The sequence below is a fragment of the Burkholderia sp. Nafp2/4-1b genome (assembly GCF_003635165.1).
In the GTDB taxonomy this organism is placed as follows: Bacteria; Pseudomonadota; Gammaproteobacteria; order Burkholderiales; family Burkholderiaceae; genus Burkholderia.
In genome coordinates this window covers 23,776-40,054 of sequence record NZ_ML058599.1, presented here as the reverse complement: position 1 = coordinate 40,054, position 16,279 = coordinate 23,776, and the positions used below count along the sequence as shown (strand labels likewise).

17 protein-coding genes and 1 pseudogene are annotated in these 16,279 nt (G+C 66.8%); 9 read left to right on the top strand and 9 right to left on the bottom strand.

What is annotated here, in order from left to right; translation table 11 throughout:
• Positions 1–20: 20 nt before the first annotated feature.
• The 4 genes and pseudogenes from C7H84_RS06720 to C7H84_RS37665 all read right to left on the bottom strand — a co-directional run.
• Positions 21–209, bottom strand: a complete 189-nt coding sequence (locus C7H84_RS06720; protein ID WP_121858070.1) for a hypothetical protein — start codon at positions 207–209, stop codon at positions 21–23.
• A 122-nt stretch (positions 210–331) separates the two neighbouring features.
• On the bottom strand, positions 332–3,436 hold the full coding sequence (locus tag C7H84_RS06715) for an ATP-binding protein (RefSeq protein WP_121858069.1): 3,105 nt from the start codon (positions 3,434–3,436) through the stop codon (positions 332–334).
• A gap of 401 nt (positions 3,437–3,837) precedes the next feature.
• Complete coding sequence (locus C7H84_RS06710) at positions 3,838–4,815, bottom strand: hypothetical protein (protein WP_121858068.1); 978 nt, start codon at positions 4,813–4,815, stop codon at positions 3,838–3,840.
• A 93-nt stretch (positions 4,816–4,908) separates the two neighbouring features.
• Positions 4,909–5,087 (bottom strand): annotated as a pseudogene (locus C7H84_RS37665) (sel1 repeat family protein); the annotation flags it as partial.
• 357 nt (positions 5,088–5,444) lie between these two features.
• Between C7H84_RS37665 and C7H84_RS06705 the strand changes: the two are divergent.
• Genes C7H84_RS06705 through atsR form a run of 3 tightly spaced genes read left to right on the top strand, consistent with a single transcriptional unit; the run spans position 5,445 to position 8,698 of the window.
• Entirely contained in the window at positions 5,445–6,323 is an 879-nt protein-coding gene (locus C7H84_RS06705) for a helix-turn-helix domain-containing protein (protein ID WP_121858067.1), read from the top strand.
• 53 nt (positions 6,324–6,376) lie between these two features.
• A complete protein-coding gene (locus C7H84_RS06700; RefSeq protein WP_121858066.1) occupies positions 6,377–6,877 on the top strand; it encodes a molybdopterin-dependent oxidoreductase in 501 nt (166 codons plus the stop codon).
• Between the two features lie 9 nt (positions 6,878–6,886).
• Complete coding sequence (gene atsR, locus C7H84_RS06695) at positions 6,887–8,698, top strand: hybrid sensor histidine kinase/response regulator AtsR (protein WP_121858065.1); 1,812 nt, start codon at positions 6,887–6,889, stop codon at positions 8,696–8,698.
• A 77-nt stretch (positions 8,699–8,775) separates the two neighbouring features.
• On the opposite strand, the gene C7H84_RS06690 is transcribed toward atsR, so the two are convergent.
• Together C7H84_RS06690 and C7H84_RS06685 are read right to left on the bottom strand one after the other, a co-directional pair.
• On the bottom strand, positions 8,776–9,195 hold the full coding sequence (locus C7H84_RS06690) for a secondary thiamine-phosphate synthase enzyme YjbQ (protein ID WP_121858064.1): 420 nt from the start codon (positions 9,193–9,195) through the stop codon (positions 8,776–8,778).
• 10 nt (positions 9,196–9,205) lie between these two features.
• Positions 9,206–9,532 (bottom strand): thioredoxin family protein, encoded by a 327-nt coding sequence (locus C7H84_RS06685; protein WP_121858063.1) that lies wholly within the window; start codon positions 9,530–9,532, stop codon positions 9,206–9,208.
• A gap of 239 nt (positions 9,533–9,771) precedes the next feature.
• Between C7H84_RS06685 and C7H84_RS06680 the strand changes: the two genes are divergently transcribed.
• The 3 genes from C7H84_RS06680 to C7H84_RS06670 all read left to right on the top strand — a co-directional run bounded on the left by C7H84_RS06680 (position 9,772) and on the right by C7H84_RS06670 (position 11,858).
• On the top strand, positions 9,772–10,476 hold the full coding sequence (locus C7H84_RS06680; RefSeq protein ID WP_121858062.1) for a flavin reductase family protein: 705 nt from the start codon (positions 9,772–9,774) through the stop codon (positions 10,474–10,476).
• Positions 10,477–10,601: 125 nt separating this feature from the next.
• Complete coding sequence (locus tag C7H84_RS06675; protein ID WP_121858061.1) at positions 10,602–10,934, top strand: DUF2322 family protein; 333 nt, start codon at positions 10,602–10,604, stop codon at positions 10,932–10,934.
• A 138-nt stretch (positions 10,935–11,072) separates the two neighbouring features.
• The gene (locus C7H84_RS06670; RefSeq protein WP_240462000.1) at positions 11,073–11,858 is read left to right on the top strand and encodes a hypothetical protein; all 786 of its coding nucleotides are present in this window, start codon (positions 11,073–11,075) and stop codon (positions 11,856–11,858) included.
• Here the strand turns inward: C7H84_RS06670 and C7H84_RS06665 are convergent.
• The 3 genes from C7H84_RS06665 to C7H84_RS06655 form a co-directional block, all read right to left on the bottom strand.
• On the bottom strand, positions 11,855–12,583 hold the full coding sequence (locus C7H84_RS06665; RefSeq protein WP_240461999.1) for a YebB family permuted papain-like enzyme: 729 nt from the start codon (positions 12,581–12,583) through the stop codon (positions 11,855–11,857). The genes C7H84_RS06670 and C7H84_RS06665 overlap by 4 nt on opposite strands.
• A gap of 145 nt (positions 12,584–12,728) precedes the next feature.
• Complete coding sequence (locus C7H84_RS06660) at positions 12,729–13,298, bottom strand: hypothetical protein (RefSeq protein ID WP_121858059.1); 570 nt, start codon at positions 13,296–13,298, stop codon at positions 12,729–12,731.
• Positions 13,299–13,574: 276 nt separating this feature from the next.
• Entirely contained in the window at positions 13,575–14,033 is a 459-nt protein-coding gene (locus C7H84_RS06655) for an Lrp/AsnC family transcriptional regulator (protein WP_121858058.1), read from the bottom strand.
• A 125-nt stretch (positions 14,034–14,158) separates the two neighbouring features.
• On the opposite strand from C7H84_RS06655, the gene C7H84_RS06650 reads away from it, so the two are divergent.
• The 3 genes from C7H84_RS06650 (at position 14,159) to surE (ending at position 16,221) form a co-directional block, all read left to right on the top strand.
• Positions 14,159–14,896 (top strand): AzlC family ABC transporter permease, encoded by a 738-nt coding sequence (locus C7H84_RS06650; RefSeq protein WP_121858057.1) that lies wholly within the window; start codon positions 14,159–14,161, stop codon positions 14,894–14,896.
• Positions 14,889–15,188: an AzlD family protein gene (locus C7H84_RS06645; protein ID WP_121858285.1), complete on the top strand. Its 300-nt coding sequence runs from the start codon at positions 14,889–14,891 to the stop codon at positions 15,186–15,188. Before C7H84_RS06650 ends, C7H84_RS06645 begins: the two co-directional genes overlap by 8 nt.
• 253 nt (positions 15,189–15,441) lie before the next feature.
• Complete coding sequence (gene surE / locus C7H84_RS06640; RefSeq protein ID WP_121858056.1) at positions 15,442–16,221, top strand: 5'/3'-nucleotidase SurE; 780 nt, start codon at positions 15,442–15,444, stop codon at positions 16,219–16,221.
• Positions 16,222–16,279 lie beyond the last annotated feature (58 nt).

Genomic DNA, 16,279 nt, shown 5'->3' with positions numbered 1-16,279 from the left:
GGGACGGCCGGACTCGCCGCCTAACGTTTGACCACGGATTTTTCCGGGTCGCCCGACCCGTCATCCGCGGCGTGCTGCCACTCGGTGATGGCGCGCCGCTTCTGCGACGGCGACATCATCATGAATTCGTTCAGCTTCGTGAGGAAGTCGCGTCTCGACTTCTCAGGCAACATCGCGAATCCAAGCAGCAGCCCGAACACCTTTCCCATATAGCGCACGGCCTTACCCTTCCTTCTTCAGTCGAAATCACGCGGCACCGAACCGATGCGGCGTGTCTGCCTTCCCCGTTTGACCCCGGCGGTCTGCGCTGCCGTAACGTCGCGTTTTATCTTTATCGTCCCGGCCAGTGCGATGCTGGCACAACCACCGCCCTCGATGCCGCCCGCTCGCCCGTCGCACCGGCGGCGAAGTCGATCCCGCGCCGACGCGCAATGCGCGTGAGGCCGCGACGCAGATCGGCCAGCGTCACAGGTTTGGTCAATACGCATTCGACGCTCGATGCCGCATAACGCCGTGCATCGTCGGGCGCGAGGTGCGACGCCACGACAATCATGTCGCACGGCAGCGCGCGCGCATGGACGGCCTCCGCCAGTTCGCCGGCGCGCATGTCGGGCAGGTCGGCACCGAGCAACAGCACGTCCCATGCGCCGTTCGCGGCCGTGTCGAGCGCCGCGACGCCGGACGACACGCACCGCACCACGCAGCCGAGCACATCGAGCTGCTCGCGGAAGATCGATCCGTTGACGGACGCATCGTCGGCAACCAGCACCCGCAGCGCGCGCGGGCCGGAGGCGGGCACCGCCGGTTGGCCGGCATTCACATCGCCGCGCGGCCCATACGGCTCATACGGCTCAGCCAGCGCCTGCGGCGCGTCGGCAGTCGCGTCCCGCGCCTGCTCGATTGCTGTGCGCAGCCCGTTCAGCGAATAGCTCGACACGCGAATCGCGCGTCCGGCAACATCCGGCTGCAGCGGGCCGTCCGGCGTGGCCAGCACGACGGGCGTGCCGCCGCCGAGGCTGTCGAGCTCCTCGCGCCGCCATTGGTCGGAATCGCCGAAGAGCACGATCGCGTGAGCACGCGCGAGGCACCCGGCGGCAATGCCGATCGCACTCGGATGCATCGCGACATCGAAACCCCATGCACGCAGATGCGGAAACGCGAACGCGCGCCACGCGTCCTCCGGCGACACGACGATCAGCGTCCGGCCTGCGCCGGCACCGTCCGCGCATTTCGGCGCGATACCCATGCGCAGCGGCAGGCAAACGGTGAAGCGGCTGCCGACACCCGGCGCGCTATCGACGGCGATCGTCCCGCCCATCGCCGTGACCAGCCGATCGCACAGCGCGAGCCCGAGCCCCGTGCCGCCATACCGCCGCGTGATCGATGCGTCGACCTGCGAGAACGGCTTGAACAGCCTCGCCTGCTGCGCGACGTCGATCCCGATGCCCGTATCCTCGATGCTGATCGCCAGTTCAGGGGCGCCGCGCGCATTTCGCCCCACCGCCACGCGCGCGACGATGCGCCCCTCGCTCGTGAACTTGATCGCATTGCTCAACAGGTTGCCGACGACCTGCGCGAGCCGCGTCGGATCGCCGCGCATCCGCTGTGCGCCGCACGCGTCGATATCGGCGAACAGCGGCAGCCCTTTCGCCTTGGCGACCGGCGCGAAGGCCGCGAGCTCGCGCTCGATCACGGCGATCACGTCGAACTCGATCGACTCGACCGACATCGCGCCGGCTTCGATCTTCGAAAAATCGAGGATGTCGCTGACGATCGCGAGCAGGCCCTCGGCCGATGCGCGCAGCGTCTGCACGCGGCTCTGCTGCGATGCATCGAGCGCCGTGCGTTCGAGCAGCTCCAGATTGCCGAGGATCACGTTGAGCGGCGTGCGGATCTCATGACTCGTCGCGGCAAGAAACGACGACTTGGCCGCGTTCGCGGAATCCGCCGCGCGCACGGCTTCCTCGAGCTGATGCACGAGGCGGCGCTGCGCGCTGGTATCCGCGAACGCCGCGATCAGCACGTCCTCGCCCTGGTAGCGCGCGCTGTGCGCGATGACCTCCAGGTGCAGCGGCGACGCGCCGTGTTCGTCGAGCACCAGCTCGGTCATCATCGTGCGGCCGGCACCGCCGGTCGCGACGAACGCGTCGTACTTGTCGAGCACCCGTGCGGACAATGCATCGTGGTCGCCGCCGTGCGGCTGCAGCATCTGCGTGAGCGCGTCGCTCGCGAGCATCACGCGACGGTCGGACAGCGACACGAGTTCGATGCCGACCGGCGCCATCGCGATCACGCTGCGGCACAGCGCCTCGCTGTCGAACACGCGCGCCGAGCGCGCGTAGACCGGCACCAGCACGCGCCGGTGGAATCGCACGAGCAGCAGCCACATCACGGCGATCGCGACGAGCGTCGCCGCCGCGAGCACGCCGGCCTGCACGCCGATGCCGGCCGCCACGTCGGCCCACGACAGCGCATACGCGATCGTCCACCCGGTGGCCGCCAGCGGGCTGCGGAACACGATCGCACCGTCGCGAAAGAGCGGCTCGCCTGGCGCCTGGCCGCCGTTCGCGACGTCGAGCTTCAGCAGGCGTTCGGTCAGCGCGTTGGTGCGCTCGACGCCGGGATCGATCGCAATGAGGCGATTGTCCGCGGACGTGATGAAGAACGCGCCGGCCGGCGCGCGTTCGGGCAGCCACGACAGCAGGTATTCCGGCGCGTATTCGGTGACCAGCACGGCGAACGGCTGGCCGCCGGCACGCGCTTCGGCCGCGATCCGGATGCGCGCCTGCCCGGTCACGGGATTCACGTAGGGCGGCAGCCAGCGCACATGCGGACGGCCGTCGTTCGACGCCGGCGCCGGGCCGTCGAAATCGATATGCAGCGCCGCGAGCACGCGCGCGCGCGCGTCGGCGGACGCGAGCGCCGGATTGTCGCGCGACAGATGCGGCACGAAGCCGAACATCCCGGTGCGCGTGCTGTAGTGGTAGCCCTCCAGCGTGCGCCCGCGATTGATCGAGCTCGCCGCGCCGATGCGCGACAGCAGGAACGACAGCGCGAGATAGCGCGCGACCTCGTCGTGCTGCGCGGTTTGCCCCGGCACACCGACCACCAGCGACGGATACGGTTTGATCGCGAGCTGCTGGCCGTTGGCGAAGAACGCCTTCGTGACGTCCGGCGGCGCCGCGCCGATCTCGCGCCAGATGAGTTGCGTGTTAGAGACGCCGTTGCGGAACGACGCCTCCGCCACCTGCACCTCGTCGACGGTTTCCTCGACACCGTTCAGGAAGTTGCGCCGCTCGCCGTCCAGGTAGCCGTACACGATCGACGTGATCCCGAGCCCGCAGGCAATCAGGATCAGTATCGTCACGACGATGCCGCCCCCGAACATCGAGATGCTCTGGTAGCGGCGGATGGACTGGAGCGTGCTGTATGGCATGGCTTGGCGTGACGGCGCCCTGCGTGCGGATACGCGACAGATTCACTGCCGGGCCGGACGTCACGATGGAATCATTCGGGATAGTGGTATCCCGATCATGCCAAACGACATGGCAAAAATCAGTCGTGCATTATCCTTTTAGTACACGTCCGATTCGTTTGAGCGAGTGTTTTGAACTAGAACGAATTTTCGCGGCAACTTCGGGTGCAGGACCCTGTCCGGTCGGACAAGCCGCTTCGCGAGATCGCGGCACGCCGCGCAAGAGAAGAAACGCCGCCAGCACGCCGGCGGCAAACGATGCGCCGACGGATCACGTGGCGCACCGGAGGCACTCGATTCGATACGCGCGCGGCGTCCGGACAGGCACGATCAGCGCGATGCCGTTGCGCCGGTGGCGCCGCTCAGTTCTGCGTGAGCGGATTCAGCGTCGTGCACAGGAAGCCCGTGCAGTTTCCGGCTTTGAAATAGAATGACCCGATCTGCATCGCCGCCGTCGGCGGCACTGTGAACGCCAGTTCGCCGAGATGCGCATTGGCCTGCGCACCGAGATCGTTTGCCTGCTGGACGAAGCCCGCGCTGGTCATCTGATTCTCGACCGACTGGTACGCGAAGGTCGACGATTGCGTCTGGTCTTTCACGTAGACCCATGCCGCGCTCGTCCCGAACATCATCGCGCCCTTCGCGCGATAGCCCTTCGCGCCCTCGCCGTTGGCCTGCGCCACGAAGTCGTTGACGTTACCCGGCGGCGTCAGCGCGTCGTACGCATAGGTCGCGCCCGACGCGTTGTTCTTCATGTACAGGTTCGCCTGGCCGGAACCCGCCATCACCGGACCGACGAGCCAGAAACCCGCTTGGCCCTGGCCGTTCGCCTGCGTGACGAACGCAGCAGGATCGGCTGGCAGCGCCGCCGTCACATACGTGTACGTGGCGGACGTTCCACCATCCTTTCGATAGAGATCACCGTACGTGAGGGGCCCCTCGTAGCGGTATCCTGCGGCGCCTTGCGCATTCGCCTGATTCAGCAAGCCGGCCAGGTCGGCCTGAGCGGGCTGCAGCTGGTACGTGTAGGTCGGTGCGGCCCCGTCGCTCACGAAGATCGATCGCGTCGCCCGCTCATCGGCATAGTAGGTGTCGCTCAGGTAGCGGTAGCCCTTCGCGCCTTCACCGTTGACCAGCGTCAGGAAGCTTGCCGCATCCGACGCCGCCGGCAGCGCCTCGTAGCGCAGCGTGAGCGTACCGCCGCCCGAACCGCCGGTTCCACCGGTCCCGCCGTCGTTGCTCGCTCCGGATCCTGTGCCCGCAGACGGCGAGGCGCTGTCGTCCCCGCCGCAGGCGGTGAGGGCCATGCAAGCCAATACGATCGATACGACCGTCTTCATCGGATTCACCTCGAAGCAAAAAGACCAACGGCGCCGGCACGCACACACGATATCGCATGCACGAACCGGCGTGTGTCGGATTGACGGGCAGCGTGCCGCAGGTCGAGCTTCGTCGTGGTCGTCCGAATCGCCCTTTTTTATAGGAGACCTTATCTTTAGGGCGATCAGAACAGCCCGCGTCATCGCGGATCCGCACCGTACCGATCGTGACGGTCGGATTCCCGCGCACACGCGGCCAACACCAACCCCGGCGCGAGTAAACGGCGAACCATTTGCGCTCTCCCCGCTTTTCTATTTGCGCCGCCCTGCTTCGCGTTATCCCGTCTCTGCAAGCGCGTACCCGGCTTGCGCGCGGCGAGGCGAATACAATTCGCCAACGCCGACACGCAGTCCAAGGCTCTCTCAGGCTCTCTCTTTGATTGGTTCAGTCACGCGCCGCTGCGGCTTTTCGCTCGTCCGACTGTGGTCGAACCGGCCGTCAAACATGACGCAGCAAACAATAGTGACGTGGTGAGCAATAATAATCGAGAAATATGGCATGTCAAGGTCCTTCGCGATTTCATAGTTTGCGTATCGCGTCACTTTTGAATATGCTCTTCGTCGCTCAACGCCCAGGAGACCCTTTCGAGATGCCCAATAGCGAGCAAGCCAACGCCGATCTCATCACCGCCACCAAGGTGCGTGATCTGCTGACGCGCAACGGCATTCCGCCGCGCAGCCACAACACGACCATCGCGAACGTGCTGGGCCTCAGTTTCTCGGTCGTCACGCGCAAGATGAAAGGCCTGATCCCGTGGAACCTGTCGCAGTTGCAGGACATCGCGACGCACTTCGGCGTGCCGCCCGCGCTCCTGCTGGACGACAAGGGCACGCAGCCGGCCGCCGCCGAGATGATCGACGCGACGCTCGTGATCGAATCGCGCCGCTTTCGCTGCCGCGCGGCGATCTCGGCGAAGGCCAGCAGCCAGATCGACACGGATTTCGTCGCGCTGCAGTGGCAGGGCGAATGGATCGTCACCGAACGCCAGCACGCACGCGAAGGCCGCATCTATCCGGTCGACGTCATCGAGCTGCGCTCGAGCCAGCCGACCGTCTATGCGGCGCGGATCGCGGTGGTCGACGATTCGCAGGACGTCGCCGAAACGGTGTGCGAATACTTCATCGAAAAAGGCGTGAACGCGATCCCTTACTATGACGGCGCGTCGTTCCGCAAGGCGCTGGAAGTCGAGGATTTCGACGGCTACATCCTCGACTGGATGCTCGGCGACCAGACGGCCGCCGAACTCGTGCGCGGCATCCGGTCGAGCGAAAACGGCGCCGCGCCGATCTTCCTGCTGACCGGCAAGATCTCCACCGGCGAGGCAAGCGAGGACGAGATCGCGCACATCGTGTCGCACTACAACGCGCGCTGCGAGGAAAAGCCGGTGCGCCTGCCGATCCTGTTCGCCGAAGTCGCGCGCGAGCTGAAGATCACGCTGCCGGCCGTCGCGGCTGCCGTCGCCGGCTGAGTTCCCATCGCGGCCAAAACCGTCCATCACACGAATACGACGAAGGAAAAGACATGCGAATTTCGACGATCTGGATCAAGAGCCTGGTCACGGCCGGCCTGCTCGTCATGGCGGCCGCGAGCTGGGCTGCGTCATTTACGTTCACCGTCGACGGCAAGATCGGCCGCAGCAACCAGCCCGGCAAGACGACCTTCGTCTTCTCCGAACAGGCGCTGATGGCGCTGCCGCAGCACACGATCGTCACGTCGACGAGCTGGACGCCGAAGGCGACCTTCACCGGCCCGCGCCTGTCCGACGTGCTGAAGACGGTCGACGCGCACGGCACGCAGATCGAGTTCCGCTGCATCGACGAATACACGTTCACGATTCCCGTCTCGGATGCCGACAAGTACGGCGTGATCCTCGCGCGCACGATGAACGGCAAGGTGCTCGGCAACGACAACTATGGCCCGCTGTGGATCATGTATCCGCGCGACGATTATCCCGACGAGCTCAAGACGCCGCTCGGCGAAGCCAAGTTCGCATGGCAGATCATCGGCCTGACGGTCAAGTAAGCGCGCGACATGAAGCGCGGGCGGTGGAAAAACAGGAAAATCATCCTGATCCTGGGATCACTGTGGATCCTGGGATTTGCCGCGTGGGCCTTCCTGCTGTGGGATCTGCTCGCGACGTCGGTCAACGAGGGCGTGCTCGAAGGGCCGCGTGAAGGCGTGTTCTGGACCGCCGCGCAATACCGCAATGCCTACACGCGCTTCGATCGCCAGCTGATTCTCTACGCCACGCACGTGGACGACGACTTCGAGCACGTGCAGATGCAGCTCGACAGCCTGTCGGTGTCGTTCGGGTTCCTGCAGCGGCCGTCCGAAGTGTCCGAATACTGGCTGCGCATCCCGCGCGCGCGCGCCGAGATCGCGGCGCTCGGCGCATTCATGGCGCGCCTGAAGCATGACGTGCCGCTGCTGCGCACGGCACCGAACGATGCGCCGCGCATGATCGACGAGGTGAACACATACTGGCCGAAGGTAAACGGCCTCGCGAACTACTTCCGCGCGATCGAGATGGCGCAGCGCGATTTCACGTTCCATCAACTGAAGGAAAGGCAGCGGGCGATTCTCGCGCTCGGCATCATCCTCGGTGTGATCCTGTGCGCACTGTTCCTGCTGCTGTTCTACACGATGCGCACGCGCGACGACCTGCTCGAACGCCAGAACGCCGCGCTCGACGCGGAACGCAAGGCGTCCGATCGCGCATTCGAGATGATCGAGGCGAAGAACGCGTTCCTCGGGATGGTCAGTCACGAACTACGCACGCCGCTGCAGGCGATCTGCGGATCGATCGAGATCCTGCTCGCGCGGCCGCAGTCGGACGCGAACCTGAAGACGATCCGGCGGCTGCAGAATTCCGCATCGTCTCTCGAGGCGCTGGTCAAGGACCTGACCGACTACATCAAATTGCGCTCGACCAAGCGTCTTGCCGAAGCCGAAACCGTCGGCATGGCATCGCTGCTCGCCGAGGTGCTCGATCCGCTGCGCGACAAGATCGCGGCCAAGCGGATCGCGATCTCGCAGCAGGTCGAGCCGCGCGACCTCGCGATCCGCTCCGATCGCAAGCTGTTGCGGCAAGTGCTGTCGAACCTGATCGAGAATTCGGTGAAGTACACCGCCGGCGGCTCGATCGACGTGTCGATCCTGCTCGTCGACGCGCCGGCCGGCCGGCAGCTGACACTCGCCGTGCGCGACACGGGCGCCGGCATCGGGAAGCAGCATCTGTCGAAGATCTTCGAACCGTTCTACCGCGCGAACGACGCGGTCGGCCTGCATGTGGACGGCATCGGGATGGGGCTCGCCGTGGTGCGCGAGATCGTGACGACGCTGCGCGGTCACGTGGAGGTGCGCAGTACCGTGGGCGAAGGCAGCGAGTTCATCGTGACGCTGCCGGCCGAGGTGCCGGATGCCGGCGACACGACCGGCGACGCGCCCCCGTGGCCGGCCGCTGCCGCGCCTCGCAACCGCCGCGCGCTGGTGGTCGACGACAACGACAACGCGCGCGAAACACTCGGCGCGATGCTGTCGGCGCTCGGCCTCGACGCCGATCTGTGCGGCACCGGGCACGAAGGCGTCGCGCGTTTCGGCGACGCGCATTACGACCTCGTCGTGCTCGACCTCGAACTGCCGGACCTGAGCGGCCTGGATGTCGCGCAGCGCATCCGGATGGTCGCGCAGCCGGACGACGACGGCCGATTCCCGGCGATCCTCGGCGTCAGCGCGTACGAATCGGCCGCGCTGCGCGAGAACCAGCGCGTGTTCGACGAATTCCTGCCGAAGCCCGTTCACCTGCGCGAACTCGGCGCGCTCGTCGAGAAACTGCTCGGCTGAACGCCGTTACCCCGTGCGCCGCGGCGCCGGATCTCCGGCCCGCTCATTCGTGCTTCCTCGCTTCCGCGTTCACTCGCCTATTCGCCGATCAGATGCAGCACGATGTCGCGCCGATGCGCGGCGCGGCGATGCTCGAACAGATAGATGCCCTGCCACGTACCGAGCACCATGCGGCCATGCTCGACCGGAATCGACAGCTGCACTTGCGTGAGCGCCGTACGCAGATGCGCAGGCATGTCGTCGGGCCCTTCGGTGTCGTGCTCGTAGCGTGAGTCGTCCTCGGGTGCGAGCGTCGCGAAGTAGCGTTCGAGATCGCGCTGCACCGACGGATCGGCGTTCTCCTGGATCAGCAGCGACGCGGACGTGTGGCGGCAGAACACGGTCAGCAGCCCGGTGCGGATCGCCTGCTGTTCGACGAACGCACGCACCTGCGGCGTGAATTCGACGAGGCCGCTCCCGCGCGTTTCGACGCCGATGTGCGTGATGGCCTGTTGCATGACGAGAACCTCAGGCCAGTGCGGCGAAGCCGTCGGCTTCGATTTGCTTCGCGTTGGCGGGGCGCACGACACGCGCGACTTCGACCCCGTCGCGCAGGAAGACCAGCGTCGGCCACAGCTTCACGCCGAACGACCGGCCGAGCGGCCGGCCTGGGCCATCCTCGATCTTCAGGTGCCGCACGGCCGGATGCGCGGAAAACGACGCGACGATCGCAGGCTGCGCGCCCGCGCAGATCCCGCACCAGTTCGCGCCGAATTCGATGACGGTGGCACCGGCGAGTGCGTCGACTTCCGCGCGCGTCGGCGCGTTGGCGGTGTAGCGTTGCTCAATATCCATCGGGGCCCTCGTATGCAATTGCGGAACGGGGCCGTCACGTGCCGGCGTTGGCGGCACATGCGGCCGGGGGTGTTCTCCTACTGTAGCGGAAAAGCACGCGCGATGCCGTCGGTGCCCGCGTCGCGCGGACGGCCGTCCCGGACGCGCCGCGCCGCTCGAATGACACGACAAGATTCGGAGCGCCATGCGACGGCGACGCGCTCAGCATGGGAACCGAACCCGTCAACGAAGGAGCGACCATGAACACCCCGCATCGCGTCACCGAACCGAACATCCTTTATTTCGGCACGCCCGTCGTGCTGATCAGCACGCTGAATCCGGACGGCACGGCCAACCTTGCACCGATGTCGTCCGCGTTCTGGCTCGGCTGGCGCTGCATGCTCGGGCTTGCGGCCAGCTCGCAGACCACGCTCAACCTGCTGCGCACCGGCGAATGCGTGCTGAACCTGCCGTCGGCCGCGCAGGCGCACGCGGTCGACCGGATCGCGCGTACCACGGGCACCGATCCGGTGCCCGCGTCGAAACAGGCGCGCGGTTATGTGTACGACCCCGACAAGTTCGGCACGGCCGGGCTCACCGAAACGGCGTCGCAGACCGTCGCGCCGCCGCGTGCGCTCGAATGTCCGGTGCATCTCGAAGCGGTGGTCGCCGCCGCGCACGGCATCGGCGACGACGCGCCCGACCTGCGCGGCCACATCCGCGTGTTCGAAGTGCGCATACAACGCGTGCATGTGCATCCCGATCTGCTGATGGACGGCCGTCCGGACCGCATCGATCCGGACAAGTGGTCGCCGCTGATCATGAGCTTCCAGAAGTTCTACGGCCTCGCGCCGCGGCAAGTCCATCCGTCGCGGCTCGCCGACATTCCCGAGCGCGCGTATCGAAGCCCGGACATCGACCGCGCACGCGAAGCGGGCATGTCGATGGATGCCGACGAGCGATAGCGCATGGCGCGCGGCGCGCGGCCTGCGTGCGCGGGCCGGTGCGCCGCGGCCGGCCGGGTAGCGATCGGATAAGATACGGGCCGATTGGGGCCGCGTGGCCCATGACCGACCAACGGAGTGTTTCAGTGATTCAACCGACCCAAGTATTCAAGGACAACCTCGCGCAACTGCCGGCCATCGACGGCGTCGCGCGCATCGATCTCGTCGGCGCGAACGGCGACGTGGTCGCCAGCATCGAGAACCAGCCGGGCAAGCAGGGCTCGCTCGCGGTGTACAACTACCTGAAGCAGGCGTTCGGCACGCTCGACGCGAAGGCCGCCGAGCACGGCCTCGCCGTGTTCGCGGAGCACACCGCCGACGCACGCAACCGCCCGGGCGCGCACCCGAACGTCGATCGTCTGCTGGCGATCGTCGACGGCGGCGAAGCGCTGCGAATCGACGTGATCGCGAAGGGCTGAATGCCCCGCGACAGGCGTCTGCGCGCTCATTCCTCGGTGACTCCCGACGTGTTTCCTATCGCTGTCCGGCCGTTTGCCCGCCCGCTCGCCCGCCGCGTTGTATCGATCGCGGCACTCGCGTGCGTCGCGCTCGGCGGTATGGCGTCGGCCGAAACGCTGCGTACGGCTTCCGATATCGCCGGCGCGTCGCTGGTTCCGCTCGGCGTGTTGCCGCACTCGCCCGAGAACGGCTCGCTCGACGCGTTTTGCGCGCAATATCGCGCGAAGACGACCACCGCGGCTGGCCGCGACGTCGCGAAGCTCGGCTGGATCGTGACGTCGGAAGCACCGCTCGGCCGCTACACGGTCGTCACGTTCGCGAGCGGCTTCAAGCCGGGGACGAGCGCGATCTGCTTCGCACGCAACGCGAACATCGGCGTGTTCGACGGCACGGCCCTCGTCGCGCTCGGCTATACGACGCGCGCGGCCCGCTGGCAGTTGGGCACGGTCGACCAGCAGGAAAGCGGCACGCTGCTGGTCTGGGGCGGCGACGGTCCGTCGGCGCCGGTCGGCGAGTTGCGCGCGGAGCATGGCGGCTTGCGGCTGACCGCGGTCGCCGCGCAGCACACGTACTGTCACGGCCGTGCGGTCGTGCCCAACGTGTACGGCAAACCGCTCGACCAGGCGCGCACGATCCTGATCTCGCAGGGCTGGCAGCCGCTGCGTCCGAAAGAAAAACCGGATCCGATGGACGGCGCGGCGACGCTCGCAAAGCATGGGATCGTCGAAGCCGAAGCGTGCTCCGGCACCGGGATGGGGTACTGCGCGCTGCGATATCGGAGCGCGGCCGGCGTGCTCGGCGTGACGACGGTCGGCGGCGAGCCGGATACGCCGTCGGCGAATACCGTGATCGATTATCAGGTGGCTTGCCGGACGCGATCCTAAACTGACCTCCCTTTCACGCCGTTCCGGTACAAAGGGGCTTCCGTGATCGAGCTCCCCGGCGCAATCTCCGTGCGCCCACGCGTATCCATCACCACACGCAACGCACTGCTCTCGAACACGCTCGCCGGCGTCACCGTCCGGCGCTGCCACGGAATCCGGCCGAAATACCAGATCTTCCAGAATCCCAGCGGATGATCGGGATTGCGGCGCAGCAGCGCATCGAACGTCTCGACGTCGCCGAGCACGATCCGCGTCGCATCGCGCACCACTTCGCGCACGAAACGCGAGCAGAACTGCCGGCGCGACGCGAGATTGAAACCCGTGTCGTACACCACGCCGATCCGGCGCATCGCCGCGTCGACGAGGCGGCGGCGCTGCGCGGCGTCGAGCGGCTGCTTCAGCCGGGCGATCACGCATGCGCCGCGATTCGAGCGCGCGAGAAACCGCGACATCGTCTTCACGCGCGACAGCGGAAACGTGCTCTCCGCGATGAGCGGCTCGCCGCCGCGCTCGCCGACGACGATCCCCACGTGATTCGTCCACGAGCGCGTCGTGCTCGCCACTTCGAGAAACCGCCGCACCGTCACGCGGATGAACACGATGTCGCCGATCTCGAGTTCTGCCGGCAACAGCAAAGTGTCGGCAGCGGCCGTACCGACGGCGAACAAGCGCCTTCGGCGCACATCCGGGCAGCGCATCGTGAGCGGCCCGAAATCCCTAACGATCGACATGCGAACCTCGCGCGAATGGAGATGACCGCGAGCATGTCAGCCGCGGCCGCATCGCGCATCCGCTGCGTGCGGGAAGGGATCGATCCGTACCGCCAGGTAGCGAATTCCGATACCGGCGAGCGGCGCGCGTGCGGCGCCGTTAGCGATTTGCGCCAAGTGCGAAGCGCAGCCGTTCCATCAGCCGCGTGTAGTACGCCAGCACGTCGGCCTTGTCCGTGACGTTCGCGGTCGAGAAACGCTCGGCCCACGCCGCCTTCCATTCATAGGTGCCGTGCACGCTGCGATCGCCGTCCGGCGCGTGGATCAGCGAGCGGATCCGCGCATCGCGCCCCGGCCCCGTGTGCATCTCGAACAACGCATGAATGAAGGTGTGATACGCGTCGTACACGTCGTCGTCGAACAGGTAGCGGTAGATGTGAAACGTGCGGTCGAGCTCCCGCTTCGCGCGGATCACGTCGTCGGGCGAAATGTCCTTCCAGTAGCCGATCCACGTGTAGAAGCACAGCAGCGCATTGAGCTGCGGCGCGACCGTGTCGTACAGCGACAGCCGCTTCTCGATCAGCCGCTGATTGGTCCACTGCACGAGCTCGAGCCGCTTCAGCCGGCGCGCGACGAGCCACCCGAGACATGCGACCGACAACGGCGTCAGCACGCCGAGCACGAGCTTGACGATTTCCAGCGAATTCCACGGCGTGTTGAATGGCTGCATGAATGGCTCGACAAAAAAGACACACCGCCCGGCTGATCGCATCGCGCGCGGCGCGCGCGTTCGTCGATCGCTTCGCGGTTGACCGTTAGTTGCTTGCAACGCGCAATCGCACGGCATGCAGTCGGTGCGCGGCGATGCGGCTTGGCCCTTCAGTGTATCGGCCGATTGTCACCGACCGGTGACGATCGGCCTATTCGCCGATTCGCCGGATCGCCGGATCGCGGTCGCGTGCCGCGCCGTGCCGCGCCGTGCCGCGCCGCGCCGCGCCGCGCCGCGTTACGTCGGCAGCGCCGACGTGAGCTTGACCTTCTGCATCGGGATATCCGTCTTCACGCTCAACACACCCGGAATGCGCGTCAGGGTCTCCATCTGGAAGCGCCGGTAGTCGTCGATGTCGGCGGCCACCACGCGCAGCAGGAAATCGCAATCGCCGGCCATCAGGTGGCATTCGACCACTTCCGGCATCTGCTGGACCGCATCGGCGAAGCGGTTCACGGATTCCGCGTCCTGCCCCTTCAGCCAGACACGCGTGAAGATCGTCAGCCCCTTGCCGACCTTCGCCGGGTTCAGCACGGCCACGTACTTCTCGATCACGCCCGCTTCCTCGAGCAGCCGCACGCGCCGCAGGCACGGCGACGGCGACAGCCCGACCTCTTGCGCGAGCTCCACGTTCTGCATGCGGCCGTCGCGCTGCAGCGCGCTGAGGATCCGCCGGTCGATCGCATCCAGCTTCATTGGCATCGAATTCCAAAAAAATCGCAAATCACTCGTTCAATGCCAAATTCTCCAGAATCTTGGTCCGCAACGCAACCCGATTCGAGTCAAAAAAGCAGACAATCCTACTCCCCGAAGGAGGAGTAATGAGCAGTAGCGTTTCAACGTCGTCCGGGCTTCGCGACAAGCCCGCCTATGTCGCCGAGATGGGTCGCGGATTGCGCGCGGCGCTGCCCGTCATGCTGGGTTTCGTGCCGTTCGCGCTGGTACTCGGCGCGCAGGCCGCGCAAAAAGGTCTGAGCCTGTTCGAGGTCCCGATGATGACGGGCCTGAACTTCGGCGGCGGTTCGGAATTCGCGGCGATCCATCTGTGGACGTCGCCGCCGCACATCGCGCTGATCGTCGCGATGTCGTTCCTCGTGAATTCGCGCCACATCTTGATGGGTGCGGCGTTCGCGCCGTACATCCGGCGTCTGCCGCGCCGCCGCGCGTTCGCCGCGCTGTTCTTCATGTGTGACGAGAGCTGGGCGATGTCGCTCGCCGACGCGCGCTCGCGCGCGGCCACGCACATCAGCGTCCCGTATTACGCCGGCGTCTGTTCCGGGCTCTACCTGACGTGGATTTCGATGACGACCCTCGGCGCAGCAGTCGGCCCGACGATCGGCAACGTCGAGCAGTACGGCTTCGACATGGCGTTTACGGCCGTGTTTCTGGTGCTGCTGCGCGGCATGTGGAAAGGCATGCGCGCGAGCCGCCCGTGGTTCGTGAGCCTCGTCGTCGCGGCCGCCACGCACCTGGCCGTGCCCGGCGCATGGTATGTCGCGGCCGGCGCGTGCGCGGGGCTGATCGCTGCGCTGCTGTGGGAGCCGCGCGATGCTGCCTGATTTCGCGACGGTCGCGACCATCGTGTTGATGGCGTCGACGACCTACCTGTCGCGCGTGCTCGGCTACGTGCTGCTGCGCAACCGCACGCTGAGCCCGCGGATGGCATCGGTGATGGAGAACGTGCCCGGTTGCGTGCTGATCTCGGTGATCGCGCCGGCGTTCGTGTCGACGCGCCCCGCCGACCTGCTCGCGCTCGCCGTCACGCTGATCGCGGCGACGCGCCTGTCGATCCTGCCGACCGTCATCGTCGGCGTCGTGTCGGCCGGCTTGCTGCGGCATCTGCTCGGCTAACGCGGGCGACGCCGGGAACGCGGGCAACGCGGTTCCCACCCGCCGTATGGGCGGCTTTTCGAAGCCGGGAACGGGCGCACGATGCGCCCGTTTTCGCATCCGCGCGCCGCGCCGCGCGTCACGGCACGGCACGGCTGAGCTCAGCTCAGCTCGGCACAGCTCGACACGACACACGCCGCGACGGGATGCTAGCCTTGCGGGTGTACCCGCGATGCCTTTCCCCTCCCATCGCCACCCTGCGAGGATCGTCCCGATGCAAGAAACCCGCCCGCTGTTCGACCGCGTCCTGCTCACCAACGACGACGGCATCGACGCCCCCGGCCTTGAAGTGCTCGAACAGGTCGCCACGCAACTGGCGCGCGAAGTGTGGATCGTCGCGCCGGCGGAAGACCAGAGCGGCACGTCGCACTCGCTGAGCCTGCACGAACCGCTGCGCGTGCATCGCAAGGGCGAGCGCCGCTTCGCCGTGCGCGGCACGCCCGGCGATTGCGTCGCGATCGCGGTCAGCCATTTGATGAAGGGTGCGCGACCCGACTTCGTGCTGTCCGGCGTGAATCGCGGTGCGAACCTCGGCACCGAGACGGTGTTCTCCGGCACGGTTGGCGCCGCAATGACGAGCATGCTGGTCGGCGTGCCGGCCATCGCGCTGAGCCAGGCGTTCAGCGAACGTAACGCGGTGCCGTGGGATACGGCGCGCACGCACGCGCCGGACGTGATTCGGCGGCTCGTCGCAGCCGGCTGGGACAGCGACGCATGCCTCAACGTGAATTTCCCGGCGCGGCCGGCCGACGACGTGCGCGGCCTGAAGGTGACGAACCAGGGCGCCGGCACGCTGCAAGGCGTCGACATCGTGTCCGGGCGCGATCCGCGCGACATCGAATACCACTGGCTGAAGCTCACGCGCGCACCGCGCGATGACGACGCGGATTCGGAGACGGTCGCGCTCGGCGAAGGCTATATCGCGGTCACGCCGCTGAAGTTCGAACGCACGCATGACCAGGCGCTCGCGCGGCTGCGGTCGAACCTCGCTTGAATGCGGAATCCGCGAGCGGTGAGCGGCGAGCAGCGAAGCCGGCAGCCGGTTTCCCCGC